This window comes from Ewingella sp. C233, assembly GCF_055407225.1.
On the sequence record NZ_JBUZRI010000001.1, the window covers coordinates 1,206,458 to 1,220,732 of the forward strand.

16 protein-coding genes are annotated in these 14,275 nt (G+C 53.6%); 13 read left to right on the plus strand and 3 right to left on the minus strand.

Annotation, left to right across the window (positions count from 1 at the left end):
* Nucleotides 1–53 precede the first annotated feature (53 nt).
* From ACZRKO_RS05510 to ACZRKO_RS05520, 3 genes are read left to right on the plus strand one after another with little or no spacing between them, the layout of a single operon-like run.
* Entirely contained in the window at nucleotides 54–566 is a 513-nt protein-coding gene (locus tag ACZRKO_RS05510; protein WP_463736219.1) for an N-acetyltransferase family protein, read from the plus strand.
* A 13-nt stretch (nucleotides 567–579) separates the two neighbouring features.
* Nucleotides 580–867, plus strand: coding sequence for a hypothetical protein (locus tag ACZRKO_RS05515; RefSeq protein WP_463736220.1), 288 nt, complete (start codon nucleotides 580–582; stop codon nucleotides 865–867).
* Between the two features lie 47 nt (nucleotides 868–914).
* Nucleotides 915–1,523, plus strand: a complete 609-nt coding sequence (locus tag ACZRKO_RS05520) for a class I SAM-dependent DNA methyltransferase (protein ID WP_463736221.1) — start codon at nucleotides 915–917, stop codon at nucleotides 1,521–1,523.
* Nucleotides 1,524–1,732: 209 nt separating this feature from the next.
* On the opposite strand, the gene ACZRKO_RS05525 is transcribed toward ACZRKO_RS05520, so the two are convergent.
* Nucleotides 1,733–3,415 (minus strand): aspartate:alanine antiporter, encoded by a 1,683-nt coding sequence (locus ACZRKO_RS05525; RefSeq protein ID WP_463736222.1) that lies wholly within the window; start codon nucleotides 3,413–3,415, stop codon nucleotides 1,733–1,735.
* A 247-nt stretch (nucleotides 3,416–3,662) separates the two neighbouring features.
* Here ACZRKO_RS05525 and ybjM point away from each other — a divergent pair, with 247 nt between their 5' ends.
* Nucleotides 3,663–4,100 carry an inner membrane protein YbjM gene (ybjM, locus tag ACZRKO_RS05530; protein ID WP_463736223.1) on the plus strand — a complete coding sequence of 146 codons (438 nt, stop codon included), beginning with the start codon at nucleotides 3,663–3,665 and terminating at the stop codon, nucleotides 4,098–4,100.
* Nucleotides 4,101–4,184: 84 nt separating this feature from the next.
* Here ybjM and ACZRKO_RS05535 read toward each other — a convergent pair whose 3' ends face one another.
* Complete coding sequence (locus ACZRKO_RS05535; protein WP_140469853.1) at nucleotides 4,185–4,451, minus strand: GrxA family glutaredoxin; 267 nt, start codon at nucleotides 4,449–4,451, stop codon at nucleotides 4,185–4,187.
* A 319-nt stretch (nucleotides 4,452–4,770) separates the two neighbouring features.
* Here ACZRKO_RS05535 and nfsA point away from each other — a divergent pair, with 319 nt between their 5' ends.
* The 9 genes from nfsA to rlmC all read left to right on the plus strand — a co-directional run bounded on the left by nfsA (nucleotide 4,771) and on the right by rlmC (nucleotide 13,479).
* Nucleotides 4,771–5,493 (plus strand): oxygen-insensitive NADPH nitroreductase, encoded by a 723-nt coding sequence (nfsA, locus tag ACZRKO_RS05540; protein ID WP_463736224.1) that lies wholly within the window; start codon nucleotides 4,771–4,773, stop codon nucleotides 5,491–5,493.
* Nucleotides 5,494–5,510: 17 nt separating this feature from the next.
* On the plus strand, nucleotides 5,511–6,413 hold the full coding sequence (gene rimK / locus ACZRKO_RS05545; RefSeq protein ID WP_463736225.1) for a 30S ribosomal protein S6--L-glutamate ligase: 903 nt from the start codon (nucleotides 5,511–5,513) through the stop codon (nucleotides 6,411–6,413).
* Between the two features lie 170 nt (nucleotides 6,414–6,583).
* The gene (locus ACZRKO_RS05550; protein WP_463736226.1) at nucleotides 6,584–7,066 is read left to right on the plus strand and encodes a YbjN domain-containing protein; all 483 of its coding nucleotides are present in this window, start codon (nucleotides 6,584–6,586) and stop codon (nucleotides 7,064–7,066) included.
* A gap of 430 nt (nucleotides 7,067–7,496) precedes the next feature.
* Nucleotides 7,497–8,606 carry a spermidine/putrescine ABC transporter substrate-binding protein PotF gene (gene potF / locus ACZRKO_RS05555; RefSeq protein WP_463736227.1) on the plus strand — a complete coding sequence of 370 codons (1,110 nt, stop codon included), beginning with the start codon at nucleotides 7,497–7,499 and terminating at the stop codon, nucleotides 8,604–8,606.
* A gap of 150 nt (nucleotides 8,607–8,756) precedes the next feature.
* Complete coding sequence (gene potG / locus ACZRKO_RS05560) at nucleotides 8,757–9,890, plus strand: putrescine ABC transporter ATP-binding subunit PotG (RefSeq protein WP_463736228.1); 1,134 nt, start codon at nucleotides 8,757–8,759, stop codon at nucleotides 9,888–9,890.
* 13 nt (nucleotides 9,891–9,903) lie between these two features.
* On the plus strand, nucleotides 9,904–10,869 hold the full coding sequence (gene potH / locus ACZRKO_RS05565) for a putrescine ABC transporter permease PotH (protein WP_463736229.1): 966 nt from the start codon (nucleotides 9,904–9,906) through the stop codon (nucleotides 10,867–10,869).
* Nucleotides 10,866–11,714, plus strand: a complete 849-nt coding sequence (potI, locus tag ACZRKO_RS05570) for a putrescine ABC transporter permease PotI (RefSeq protein ID WP_463736230.1) — start codon at nucleotides 10,866–10,868, stop codon at nucleotides 11,712–11,714. The genes potH and potI overlap by 4 nt, the downstream gene beginning before the upstream one ends.
* 132 nt (nucleotides 11,715–11,846) lie before the next feature.
* The gene (locus tag ACZRKO_RS05575) at nucleotides 11,847–12,293 is read left to right on the plus strand and encodes a YbjO family protein (protein WP_463736231.1); all 447 of its coding nucleotides are present in this window, start codon (nucleotides 11,847–11,849) and stop codon (nucleotides 12,291–12,293) included.
* Between the two features lie 58 nt (nucleotides 12,294–12,351).
* Nucleotides 12,352–13,479, plus strand: a complete 1,128-nt coding sequence (rlmC, locus tag ACZRKO_RS05580) for a 23S rRNA (uracil(747)-C(5))-methyltransferase RlmC (RefSeq protein ID WP_463736232.1) — start codon at nucleotides 12,352–12,354, stop codon at nucleotides 13,477–13,479.
* 10 nt (nucleotides 13,480–13,489) lie between these two features.
* Here the strand turns inward: rlmC and fliR are convergent, their stop codons facing one another.
* Complete coding sequence (fliR, locus tag ACZRKO_RS05585) at nucleotides 13,490–14,272, minus strand: flagellar biosynthetic protein FliR (RefSeq protein ID WP_463736233.1); 783 nt, start codon at nucleotides 14,270–14,272, stop codon at nucleotides 13,490–13,492.
* Nucleotides 14,273–14,275: the final 3 nt, after the last annotated feature.

Here is a 14,275-nt window from a genome sequence, read left to right on the forward strand (position 1 = left end):
CCTGTGCCGGTATCGGCGGACATAGTGTAGTAAAAAAGGTCATGGAGAAAAACGTGGACATTCGGCAGGCGGATATCACAGACAGTGAACGGCTACAAAAAGTGGGAATGGAAACTTACTGTCACTATTTTGGCTCGCTCTGGCAAAATGCGGCGGAGTTGCAACAGTTTCTGGATAATGATTTTTCTCTGATGACCTTACAACAAGGCCTGAGTGACCCTGAGCAGAACTGGTTGCTGGCAACAGAAGATGGGGTGCCGACAGGCTTTGCTAAAGTTCATTATAATCAGCCGCTTCCTGACAGTCAGGAGCAGGGCGCGATGCTGTGCAAACTCTATCTGCAACCTTTGGCTAAATCCCGTGGGCTGGGTGCTGCGCTGTTTGCGCGTGCCGAACAACAGGCTGTGGAACGCCAGCAGGCCTGGTTGTGGCTGACCGTACTCAAGAGCAACACCACCGCCATCGGTTTCTATGAACGACAGGGCATGTCGATACATGGCGCGAGTGCCTATGTCACACCCACGCAAACCACCGAACTCTGGGTGATGAAAAAGAACATTTTATGATGAAGGGATCGGGATGATTAAAGTAAAACTCGGCGGGCTGTTTATTACGCTGGCACCTGAAGAAGAGATCCCCGCTGACGAAGATCTTTATGAGCATTACACCTATATCATCCGCTCACAGCCGCGCGGATTTGAAATCCTGCGCTACGACACTTATGCAGGCTGGAAGCGCAAACCTGACCGCTGGTTCTCTACCGGTCACAACGCGTTCGTATTTGCCTATGAGTCCTATATTCAGGAATGGAATCAGGTCGATGGCCGCATAGGGGGCGCGGCGCAAAAAGTGCAGCGCATTATCTGATGTAGCGGAAATATCTCGGGTTTCACCACGTTTAAACTGGGTATTCGATGGATCACTACAGCGCTAAAAACATCATCAGCTTGTACCAGCAACACAGCGGTCACTGGGATGCCATTCGCCGCGATCTGTTTTATGAAGCTTCCTGGCTGGAACGCTTTCGCGCCTTACTGCCCGCCGGTGCCGATATTCTTGATATCGGCTGCGGGTCGGGGAAACCCATCGCGGATCACTTGCTGAAAAAAGGCCATAACGTAACCGGCGTTGATTCGTCGCCAGCGATGATCACCCTTTGCTGCCAGCGTTTCCCGATGCAGCAATGGCACGTGGCTGATATGCGCATGTTGTCACTGCATCAGCACTTTGACGGGCTGATTGCCTGGGACAGCTTTTTCCATCTCACCCGCGACGATCAGCGAAACATGTTCCCTATTTTTGGCGCTCACGCCCGCGACAATGCAGTACTGATGTTCACCAGCGGACCCGCCAACGGCGAAGCGATAGGTGAGTTTCAGGGCGAACCGCTGTATCACGCGAGTCTGGCTTCGGATGAGTATCGTGCCTTGCTGGCCGACAACGGTTTTAACGTGATAAAAATGATCGCCGAAGACCCCGAATGCACCGGGCATACAGTCTGGCTGGCGAAGAGAGGGAGTTGATAACGCATTGATTGGGGGCCAGAAAAGAAAAAACCCACTAATCTTGAACCTAAACAGGCGGGATTAGCGGGCTCTCCAAAGTGGGGACTTCAAAGAAAAGCAGTGGCATTAATTAAGACTGCCTTTTCGATACAAAGTTCGTTCCATGCTGCAAAAATTCAAAAAAATTATTGATTTTTTACATCACCATTACGGATCAGTGGGTTGCATTATGCCCCAGGCCAGATGATCACGATGAGCGTACCGGCGAGGGTCAGCAATACGTTAGCGATAGCGTAGGTACCGGCGTAACCGAGGGCCGGAATGTTACTGCGCGCGGTGTCGCTGATGATCTCCATGGCCGGTGCACAGGTACGTGCGCCCATGATGGCGCCGAACAGCAGTGCGCGGTTCATGCGCAATACGTAAGCCCCGAAGATAAAACAGATCACCACCGGCACGAGACTGACAATCAGACCGGAAATCAGCATCTGGCCGCCAATCGCTCCTAATCCCTGATTAATGCCCGCACCGGCACTGAGCCCTACACCGGCCATAAATACCATCAGCCCGAACTCTTTCACCATGTTCAGCGCACCCTGTGGGATATAGCCGAAGGTCGGATGGTTGGCGCGCAAAAAGCCCAGCATAATACCGGCAAACAGCAACCCGGCCGCATTACCAATGCCGAAACTGAAGCTTTTAAACTGGAAGGTGATGAGGCCAATCATCAGCCCGACAATAAAGAAGGCGCAGAAGGCCAGTAAATCGGTGACCTGACTATGGATCGAAATAAAGCCGATGCGCTCAGCCACGGCTTTTACGCGGCGGGCATCGCCGCTCACCTGTAATACATCACCTTTATTAAGCACAATGCTGTCATCAATCGGCATTTCAATCTGGCTACGGATAACGCGGTTAAGAAAACAGCCGTGGTCGGTCAGGTTTAACTGGCTGAGGCGTTTACCGACGGCGCTGTTGTTTTTAACCACCACTTCTTCCGTGACGATACGCATGTCGAGCAGGTCACGGTCAAACACCTCTTTGCCGTTACGAAAGCTCGGATCAAGACGGGAGTGAGCGTCAGGATAACCGACCAGTGAAATCTCGTCGCCAACCTGCAAAACGGCGTCACCGTCCGGTGTCGCCAGAATACCGTTACGGCGGATGCGTTCGATATAACAGCCTGTCTGACGGTAAATGCCGAGTTCGCGCAGATTTTTGCCATCTGCCCATGCCACCAGTTCCTGTCCGACGCGGTAAGCGCGAATAACCGGCAGGTACACTTTGCGCTGGCTGTCGGTATCCAGACCGCGTTCACGGGCAATTTGCTGCGCACTGGTCGGTAAATCCTGATGCTGTAATTTTGGCAGGTAGCGGGCACCGAAAATCAGGCTCACCAGCCCGATGAGGTAGGTCAGGGCATAGCCGAGGCTTAAGTTATCCAGCTCCGGTCCGAGCAGTTTATTGCCGCCCAGCGTATTTCTTAGCGTATCCCCCGCGCCCACCAGTACCGGCGTGGAGGTCATGGAGCCCGCCAGCATACCGGCGGTCAGGCCGATGTCCCATCCGAACAGCCGCCCAAGTCCCAGCGCCAACAGCATGGCGCTGCCGACCATCACCAGCGCCAGCATCAGATAGTTTTTGCCATCGCGGAAGAAAATCGAGAAAAAATTAGGACCGGCTTCGACGCCAACACAAAAAATAAACAGCATAAATCCGAGATTTAGCGCTTCGGTGTTAATACTGAAGTGTTGTTGGCCGAGCAGCAGGGAAACCACTAATACACCTATGGAGTTTCCTAACTGGACGGAACCAAGCCGAACTTTTCCGAGACAGAGCCCGAGCGCTAAGACTACAAATAATAACAGGATGTAATTCCCGTTTAACAAACTGGCGACGTTTATATTCACAAGGATAACTTATTGTTTACCAACAAATTCTTGATATGAGGGAGTGTAAGGGATAAATTCGGATGCATTATATTTTAACTGCTAACTCAAAGGCCAATGAAATAGCCAGTGACTAAAACAACGCAACTTTGCGCGTTATTTTAGTCGCAGATCGGCCATTCAGCCAGAGAAAAGCCGGTAGAAACGTCTTGAAAGCATGTTTTGTGTTGCACAGGATGGTGTGACACATCAGGGAAAGAACAGGGCAATGATTGTCAGTGCAGGATGTTGGTCAGCGCAGGCAATGAATGAACGACACTTTAAGGAGGAAGGCCTTATGCATTTTCGCGATCGGTTCGGTCCGGTTATTTGTTGTATTTCGTTTGTGGCGATTTTTGTTTTACTGAAAACAGAGCTGATCGTTGTTCGGCCGGGCTTAAATGGGCCGCAGTACGGCCTGCTGCTGTTTATCTTTCCCGGTATTATCACGGCGCACGTCATCCGACATTCCCAACTTTTTTATGCCTTCCTCGGCGCGATCCTGGCGATACCCGTCTGCTATACGTTGCGTATGCTTTACTTTGTCCGAGTGCGCACTCTGCTACAGGAGATGGCCTATGCGGGCAGTGCTATTTTCTGGTGCGTCATGGGAGCCCTGTTCTACCTGCTGTTGCGTGCATTCGTGCAGCAGATGAACCGTCACTGAAAGCTACGGACAGAAAAGGGGTTAAGCCCTAACAAGAAAAGGCGCTCATTGAGCGCCTTTTATGCTGTGTGGTCTTTGTCTGACTTAAGACTGGAACAGTGCCAGATTTTCTTTTGCGTAAGCTTCGAAATCTGTGCAACCACCGATGTGGGTGGAATCAATAAAAATCTGCGGAACGGTTTCTACCGGCTTACCGACAGTTTTTTCCAGATCGGCTTTAGAAATGCCTTCAGCGTGGATATCAACATAACGGAAATTGAAATCATCACGTTCTTCAGTCAGTTTTTCAGCCAACTCTTTTGCACGTACACAATAAGGACAGCCAGGACGCCCGAAAATTACTGCAAACATGGAGACTCCTTGATTTTTAATGCCAGTAAAATGAAAGATTTAAACAGTGAGTAGCACCAATTCTGTTAAGTGCGTCACCTTTTTTGTTGGGTTTACTATGCCTGTTACAAACGCTAAAAAAAAGCAGGAAATGCCTTTCGATCTCATCCATGTAACCTATCATCCGGCTGACAAACGATTTTTATCCCTGATCAGGAAACCTGCGCTTTGCAGGTTTTGTTACAGCATTCGGCCGGCGCGCTATTGCAAACACGTCGCACAGCATCAATGATAATTGACACTGCCACTCTTTTATTTCGCTTCAGTTCAAGGATTTTCAATGACGCCCACTATCGATCTTCTGCGCGCCCACCGCTCCATTCGCTCGTTTACCGACCAGCCTTTGTCTGACGAGCAGCGCGAAGCCATTATCGGCGCAGCACAGGGCGCTTCCACGTCCAGTTTTTTACAATGTTCGTCCATTATCCGAATTACCGCTCCCGCGCTGCGTGAAAAGCTGGTGGTATACACCGGCGGACAGAAATACGTCGCCAGTGCCGCTGAATTTTGGGTCTTTTGCGCCGATTTCAACCGTAACCAGCAGATCAATCCTGAGGCCGAACTCGGTCTGGCCGAACAACTGCTGCTGGGATGTGTGGATACCGCATTGCTGGCGCAAAATGCCATGACGGCGGCGGAATCTTTGGGGCTGAGTGGGGTATTCATCGGTGGTATTCGTAATCAGGTCGATGATGTCATCGCACTGCTTAAACTGCCAAAGTTTGTGATGCCGTTGTTCGGTTTTTGCATCGGCTACCCGGCGCAGGATCATCAGGTTAAACCACGTATGCCGCAGTCCATGTTGGTGCATGAAAACAGCTATCAGCCTGTCAACCGACAGGTTCTGGCCGAATATGACGATCAGCTCAACAGTTATTATCAGCAGCGCGACAGCAATGCGCGCCGCGATACCTGGAGTGATCTCATCATGCGCACCCTGAAAAAAGAGCAGCGCCCGCATATGCTGGATGCCCTGCACAAACAAGGCTGGATCACACGATAACGGCGACGGAGTGTCGGATGAAAATAGCTATTCTTTCCCGTGATGGAAATTTGTATTCGTGCAAACGTCTGCGGGAGGCGGCCGAAAGCCGTGGACATGAAATCGATATTATCGATCCGCTGTCTTGCTATATGAATATTAATCCGGCCGCACCCAGCGTGCATTATCAGGGCCGTCAGTTGGATAAGTACCATGCGGTGATCCCGCGCATCGGCTCTGCCATTACGTTTTATGGCACGGCGGTGCTGCGCCAGTTTGAAATGCTGGGCAGTTTTCCCTTGAATGAATCGGTGGCGATCACCCGCGCGCGCGACAAGCTGCGCTCAATGCAGATTCTGGCGCGTGAGGGCATCGGTTTGCCGACCACCGGCTTTGCTAACGCGCCTGACGATACCTCAGATCTGATTGCGTTAGTGGGCGGTGCGCCGCTGGTGGTAAAGCTGGTGGAAGGAACGCAGGGGATTGGTGTCGTTCTGGCCGAAACGCGGCAGGCGGCAGAGAGCGTGATTGATGCTTTTCGTGGCCTGAACGCGCATATTTTGGTGCAGGAGTACATCCGCGAAGCTGAAGGGCGCGATATCCGTTGTCTGGTGGTCGGCAAGCGGGTGGTCGGCGCCATTGAGCGTCAGGCCAAACCGGGAGATTTCCGCTCTAACCTGCATCGCGGTGGTACGGCCAACAAAGTGCAGATCACTGCCGAAGAGAAGGCGATTGCCATCAAGGCTGCCTGTACGCTGGGGTTGGACGTTGCGGGCGTCGATATTTTACGTTCAAACCGTGGTCCGCTGGTGATGGAAGTTAACGCCTCGCCGGGCCTCGAAGGGATCGAAAGTACCACCGGTCTGGATATCGCCAAAATGATGATCGAGTTCATCGAACATCGTGCGAAGCCGGGGTTCAGGCTTAAATCTGGAGGATGAGTTTCGATAACTTCATCGCATTATGCGTTCTTCGAAGTAAAATGTTCATCAAGCTCGTATTGATCATGGCGCTGGCAGCCAATATTCCGTAAGCTATGTCCCCTTCGCGCCGCATGACGGCGCGCTTTTCTGCGGTTTGATTTCATTGTTTTGAACTTATGAGGCATTTTATGGATTCGCTCATCGTCCCTGATTTAGCGTTGCTTCGGCGCTGGCTGGATCAGTTGGGCATCTCATTTTTCGAGTGTGATTCCTGTCAGGCTCTTCATTTGCCACATATGCAGAATTTTGATGGCGTATTCGATGCCAAACTGGACATTGTCGACAACGTGATCCTCTTCTCGTCGCTGGCGGAAGTAAAACCCACGGCGCTGATCCCGATTGTGGCTGATCTCAGTCAAATCAACGCCAGCTCGCTGACGGTCAAAGCTTTCGTGGATATTCAGGATGATAACTTGCCGAAACTGATTGTCTGTCAGGCACTGTCGATTGCCGTGGGTGTCACCCAGTCGCAGTTCGCTCACTTCCTGCAACAGGCAGAAGAGCAGATGTCGATGATCATCCTTGAAGCTCATGCCAATGACATGCTGTTCCTGGGTGATGAAGAAGAGGGTGAACCGGTTACCGGCTTGAACGTGCCGCTTTTACACTAAAATCTTCTGCTGTTACCCCCCAAATTCCTCTGCGAGCCGCTCTGACCGGTGGCTCCGCTGTTTTTTCGCTTTTCCCTCAGGATTTAACCCGCGGTTATGCTGGCGTTTACCCATTGTTGCCAGATATTTCACTTTGTTAGCGCCGAAAATGCCACAGGCCATAAAGCAAAAGTGCATAAATAATCGATAAACCCCGTTTTTGCCCCCTCATGCTGGCGCACAGGAAAGTCAGCGACTATGCTGCTGATTCTGCGCAATGCGTCGTTTACACCGTAAAGCCAAACGGTTATTTCGCAAGCGGCGGGCTGGTCAGCACTGAATGCCTATGCAATTTTCCTGTTGCGGCAGCGGGCCGGTGAATGAAAGGTTTTGTATCCGTTTGAGATACAACTTCAATTTTTATTTTCCCCCTCAATGGAGGTAGTAACGGATGTTCACCCTGCGTAAAAATTGGTTATCGGGTGTTGTTGCCGGTCTGGTGATGGCCGCGTCCGTCACAGCGTCTGCGGAAGAAAAAACGCTGCATATCTACAACTGGTCTGATTATATTGCGCCAAATACCGTGCCAGATTTCCAGAAGGAAACCGGCATTAAAGTGGTCTACGACGTATTCGACTCCAACGAAGTGTTGGAAGGCAAATTAATGGCGGGCAGCACGGGTTTTGATCTGGTGGTGCCGTCAGCCAGTTTCCTTGAGCGTCAGTTAGCAGCCGGGGTTTTCCAGCCACTCGACAAGAGCAAACTGCCCAACTACAAAAACCTCGATCCGGATTTATTGAAGATGGTTGCCCAGCACGATCCGGGTAACAAATACGCCATTCCTTACCTGTGGGCTACCACCGGTATTGGCTATAATGTTGATAAAGTGAAAGCGGCGTTGGGCAAAGATGCGCCGGTGGACAGTTGGGACTTAGTGCTCAAGCCGGAAAACCTCGAAAAACTGAAAAGTTGCGGAGTCTCCTTCCTTGATGCACCTGCAGAGATTTACGCCACCGTGCTCAACTATCTGCACCTAGACCCGAACAGCACCAAGGCCAGTGACTACACCGGCGCGGCGAATGATTTGTTGCTGAAACTGCGTCCGAACATCCGTTATTTCCACTCTTCCCAGTACATTAACGATTTGGCGAATGGCGATATCTGCGTGGCGATTGGCTGGGCGGGTGATGTCATGCAGGCGTCAAACCGTGCGAAAGAAGCCAAGAATGGCGTGAACGTGGCCTACAGCATTCCGAAAGAGGGGGCGCTGGCCTTCTTTGACGTCTTTGCCATACCGGCTGATGCCAAAAACCTCGATGAAGCCTACCAGTTCCTCAACTATCTGATGGAGCCGAAGGTGATCGCGCAGGTCAGCAACACGGTCTACTACGCCAGCGGCAATCTTGCAGCGACGCCACTGGTCAATGCCGATGTGCGAAACAATCCGGGAATTTATCCGCCAGCGGATGTACGCGCCAAACTCTTCACCCTGAAGGTGCAGGATCCGAAGATTGACCGTGTGATCACCCGTTCGTGGACCAAGGTAAAAACGGGTAAGTGATACTCTTCATCTTTCAAGCTGCCGCCAGGCGACTCGAATGATTTGAGTATTTGCAAATGCGGCTCCGCAGCTTTCTGGCGGGGCCGTTACCTTTGTTGCGGTTCCTCAATTTGTGCGGTGTTCCGCCGCCTCTGCCGGAGATGTCCCTGAGTGAATGATGCGATTCCCCGTCCTCAGCCTAAAGCACACAAAGGTTTTACGCCTTTGTTAGAAATTCGTAATTTAACCAAATCCTTTGACGGTCAGGCGGCGGTTGATGATGTCAGCCTGACCATCTATAAAGGCGAAATCTTTGCATTGCTCGGCGCGTCCGGCTGCGGTAAATCGACGCTGCTGCGCATGCTGGCCGGTTTTGAAACTCCCACGCAGGGCCAGATTGTGCTCGACGGAGTGGACCTGTCGCAGGTGCCGCCTTATCAGCGACCGATCAACATGATGTTTCAGTCCTACGCGCTGTTCCCGCACATGACGGTGGAGCAGAACATCGCCTTCGGGCTCAAGCAGGACAAACTGCCGTCAGCGGAGATCAAAAGCCGCGTGGCCGAAATGCTGACGCTGGTACACATGCAGGAGTTTGCCAAACGAAAGCCGCATCAGCTCTCCGGCGGCCAGCGCCAGCGCGTGGCACTGGCCCGCAGTCTGGCAAAACGGCCTAAGTTGCTGCTGCTCGACGAACCGATGGGCGCGCTTGATAAAAAGCTGCGCGACCGTATGCAGCTCGAAGTGGTGGATATCCTTGAACGCGTCGGTGCGACCTGCGTCATGGTCACCCATGATCAGGAAGAAGCCATGACCATGGCCGGGCGCATCGCCATCATGAACCGTGGCAAATTTGTGCAGATCGGTGAGCCAGAAGAAATTTACGAGCACCCGACCAGCCGTTTCAGCGCCGAATTCATCGGCTCAGTGAACGTTTTCGACGGTGTATTGCAGGAGCGTCAGGACGACGCGCTGATCATCAGCAGCCCGGGTCTGATGCATCCGTTGAAAGTCGATGCCGATGCTTCCGTCGTCGATGGTGTGCCGGTGTTTGTGGCGCTACGTCCGGAAAAAATCATGCTGTGTGAAGTGGTGCCTGAAGATGGCTGCAACTTTGCCGTCGGCGAAGTGGTCAATATTGCCTATCTCGGTGATCTGTCGATTTACCACGTCAAACTGCACAGCGGGCAGATGATCACCGCGCAGTTACAGAACGGCCACCGTTTCCGCAAAGGCATGCCAACCTGGGGCGACGAAATGCGCCTGTGCTGGGAAGCCGACAGCTGTGTCGTGCTGACCGTTTAAGGGGAGTTCAAACATGTCCTTCATCTCTGCACAACCCGATCGCCCTGAACCCGCTAAACCACCGGGGGGCATCAGCGCCTTCTTCGGCCGGATGCAGCAAAAGCAGGGTCGCAAGCTGGTTATTTTGTTGCCGCTGGTGTGGTTCCTGCTGCTGTTCTTACTGCCGTTTTTGATTGTTTTTAAAATCAGCCTTGCAGACATGGCCCGCGCCATTCCGCCTTACACCGATCTGATGACTTGGTCGGATGGTATGCTTAATATTGCCCTGAATCTGGGCAACTATATCTCGCTGACCGACGACCCGCTGTACATTGAGGCCTACCTGCAGTCGCTAGAAGTGGCGGCGATTTCCACGCTCTGCTGTCTGGTTATTGGTTATCCGCTGGCGTGGGCGGTGGCGCACAGCAGCCCCTCGACGCGAAACATTTTGCTGCTGCTGGTGATCCTGCCGTCATGGACCTCTTTTCTGATCCGCGTGTATGCGTGGATGGGGATTTTGAAAGACAACGGCGTGCTGAACAATTTTCTGCTCTGGTTGCACGTCATTGACCAGCCGCTGGTGATCCTGCACACCAATCTGGCGGTCTATATTGGCATTGTTTATTCCTATCTGCCGTTTATGGTACTGCCGATTTACACCGCGCTGACCCGTCTGGATTACTCGCTGGTGGAAGCCTCGCTGGACTTAGGGGCGCGTCCGCTGAAAACCTTCTTCCGCGTGATTGTGCCGCTGACCAAAGGCGGCATTATTGCTGGCTCCATGCTGGTGTTTATCCCCGCGGTCGGCGAGTACGTCATTCCTGCACTGCTCGGCGGGCCGGACAGCATTATGATCGGGCGGATTTTGTGGGAAGAGTTCTTCAATAACCGTGACTGGCCGGTGGCTTCGGCGGTGGCGGTGATTATGTTACTGCTGCTGATCATGCCGATTCTGTGGTTCCACAAATATCAAAATAAAGAGCTGGGGGATAAAGAATGAACAAATTGCCAGTTGTTCGTTCGCCCTGGCGAATTCTTATCCTGGTGATCGGCTTTACGTTTCTCTATGCGCCGATGCTGATGCTGGTTATTTACTCGTTCAACAGCTCCAAGCTGGTAACGGTCTGGGCCGGGTGGTCCACTCGCTGGTATACTCAGCTGTTCCACGACACCGCGATGATCAACGCCGTCGGTATGAGCCTGAGTATTGCGACCGCTGCCGCGACCATGGCGGTGATTGTCGGCACGCTGGCGGCGGTGGTGATTGTGCGGTTCGGGCGCTTTACCGGCTCGACCGGTTTTGCCTTTATGCTAACGGCGCCGCTGGTCATGCCGGATGTGATCACCGGGCTTGCGCTGTTGCTGCTGTTTGTCGCGATGGGCCATGCGTTTGGCTGGCCCGCCGAGCGCGGCATGTTCACTATCTGGCTGGCGCACGTGACCTTCTGTAGCGCCTATGTTGCGGTGGTGGTGGCGGCGCGGCTGCGTGAATTGGACCGCTCTATAGAAGAGGCGGCGATGGATCTCGGTGCCACACCGCTGAAGGTGTTTTTTATTATCACCGTTCCGATGATTGCCCCGGCGCTGGTTTCCGGCTGGCTGCTGGCCTTTACGTTGTCGCTGGATGACTTAGTGATCGCAAGCTTCGTCGCCGGGCCGGGTTCCACCACCTTGCCGATGCTGGTGTTTGCCAGCGTGCGGATGGGCGTGAACCCTGAGATTAACGCGTTGGCTACGCTTATCCTGCTGGTGGTCGGCATCATCGGCATGATTGCCTGGTGGTTTATGTCGCGGGCAGAAAAAAAGAGAGTGAAAGAGATACAACGTGCATATCGAAGTTATTGACAGTGAGACATCCACAAAGCCATTAGCGTTGCAGCAAGCCGGCAAGCGAGTGAACCCCAGTGAGCTGACATCGGTCAGTGATACAGGTGAACGAGAGCAGCCAACGCAGTGGCAGCATCAAGGACGAAGGGGATGAGATTTCAATTTGTGCCCGTTCCTGTAATGATCGGCGCGTCAGCCATAGTGGCGACGCGCTGTCTGGAATTCATTTTGTTGTTCGATGCCATGGGCGTAGCGGGCATCACCGACTTTCTGCGCGCCAGTGCCGGAAGCTGGCTTAACTGCATCATTCTGCTCTCCAGCCTGATTATCGTGCTGGCGGAGTGCCATGCAGCCTACGCCATGATGCGCGGGCGCAACTGGGGACGCTGGGTTTATATTGGCTGTCAGGTGGTGGTGGTGAGTTACATGCTGCTGGCGTCGTTTGAGTGGTTCGGGCCAAAGATTTTTCGCTTTGAAACAGACACACAAGGCGAGTTTCTCTCTGCGCTGCTGATGCAGAAAATACCGGACATCGTGGTCGTTCTGCTGCTGTTCGTTCCCCCGGTCAGCCGTCGGTTTTTCCTGCGCCGCCGCTGAGCCAGTGGTACACTGCGCGCCAACTTTTCTTTTGCTTTCCAGATAACGGTCATCTTTCATGCATTGCGCACTCTATACCGCCGGGACCTGCCGCTCGTGTCAGTGGCTCGACAAACCCTATTCACGCCAGCTGGCCGACAAACAACAGGACCTGAGCCAGTTGCTCGAAGGCCTGCCGGTCGGGCAATGGTGCGAACCGGTCACCGGTGCAGAAAGTGCGTTTCGCAATAAAGCCAAAATGGTGGTCAGCGGCAGCGTCGAACGCCCGCTGTTAGGCATGTTGCACCGTGATGGCACGCCGGTTGATCTCTGCGAGTGTCCGCTCTATCCGGCCCGTTTTCCCGCCGTATTTGCCGTCCTGAAAAGCTTCATCGCCCGCGCCGGGCTGACGCCCTATAACGTCGCGCGTAAACGCGGCGAGTTGAAATTTCTGTTGCTGACCGAAAGCCAGAAAGAGGGCGGCATGATGCTGCGTTTCGTACTGCGTTCAGAAAGCAAACTGGCTCAGCTGCGTGCGGCATTGCCGTGGCTGCAACAGCAACTGCCGCAGCTGAAAGTGATCTCCGCCAATATTCAGCCGGTGCATATGGCGATCCTCGAAGGTGACGTGGAGATCCCGCTAACGGCGCAGCAGGCGCTGGAGGAAGAGTTCAACCGCGTACCGCTATTTATTCGCCCGCAGAGCTTTTTCCAGACCAACCCGCAGGTCGCCGCCACACTTTACGCCACGGCGCGTGATTGGGTGACCGATCTTAACATTGCCAGCATGTGGGACTTATTCTGCGGTGTGGGCGGTTTTGGCCTGCACTGTGCCACGCCTGAAATGAAACTCACCGGGATTGAAATCAGCGCTGAAGCGATTGCCTGCGCGCGCGAATCGGCAGCAAGGCTGGGTTTGAAGAACGTGGAGTTTCAGGCGCTGGATTCGACCGGTTTTGCTACCGGCAAAGGCGACGTGCCGGATCTGGTGCTGGTCAACCCGCCACGGCGCGGTATCGGCGCTGAACTTTGCGCGTATCTCAGCCGCATGGCGCCGCAGACGATCCTCTATTCCAGCTGCAACGCTCAAACGATGGCGAAGGATCTGACCCGTCTGCCCGACTACCATATCGAACGCGTTCAGCTGTTCGACATGTTCCCGCACACGGCACACTACGAAGTCATGGCGTTACTTTCCCGCCGTTAATCCGCAAACATCAGGCCGCCAGCTGGTTCAATACCAGAATCAATTTGTCGAACACTTCGCTGAAGAGGTGTTCGCAGAAGGGCGCGACCATCGGCATCATCAGGCCAATCGACAAAATCCCAATACCCAGGGTCAGCGGGAAACCAATGACGAACACCGAGAGCTGCGGGGTAACGCGGTTAAGCAAGCCGAGCGCCATGCTCAGCGTCAGCAACAGTGTCACGATCGGCAGGGCGAGCGTCAGACCGGCGCTGAAAATAATGCTTCCGCCTTTTGCCAGCGCCATAAACCCGTTGCCGTTGAGCGGATGCGAACGGATGGGCAGCGTATGGAAACTGTCAGACAGCAGGGAGATGAGCCACAGATGGCCGTTGAAACTCAGAAACAGTAATACCGCCAGCAGGTTAAGGATCTGCGCCAGAATCGGTGTGTTGAGGCGGTTGCTGGGGTCGAAGAAGGTCGCAAACGAGATACCCATTTGCAGGCCGATGATTTCACCCGCCATACGTACCGCGGCAAAGGCCAGCTGCATCGTCAGCCCGAGCGCAGTGCCGACAATAATCTGCTGCGCCGCCAGCCAGAGCGCGCCGCTGGAGAACATAGGCACGTCAATCGGCGGTAATCCGGGGGCAATCAGAAACGTGATCATTAGCCCGAGGCCAAGTTTGACCTTCTTCGGCACCTGTTTCTCACTGGTGACGGGCGCGGTGCTGATCAGCGCCAGAATGCGCAGCAGCGGCCAGAAGTACATGCTCAGCCAGCCGGCCAGTTGTGTGCTGTCAAAGGAGATCATCGG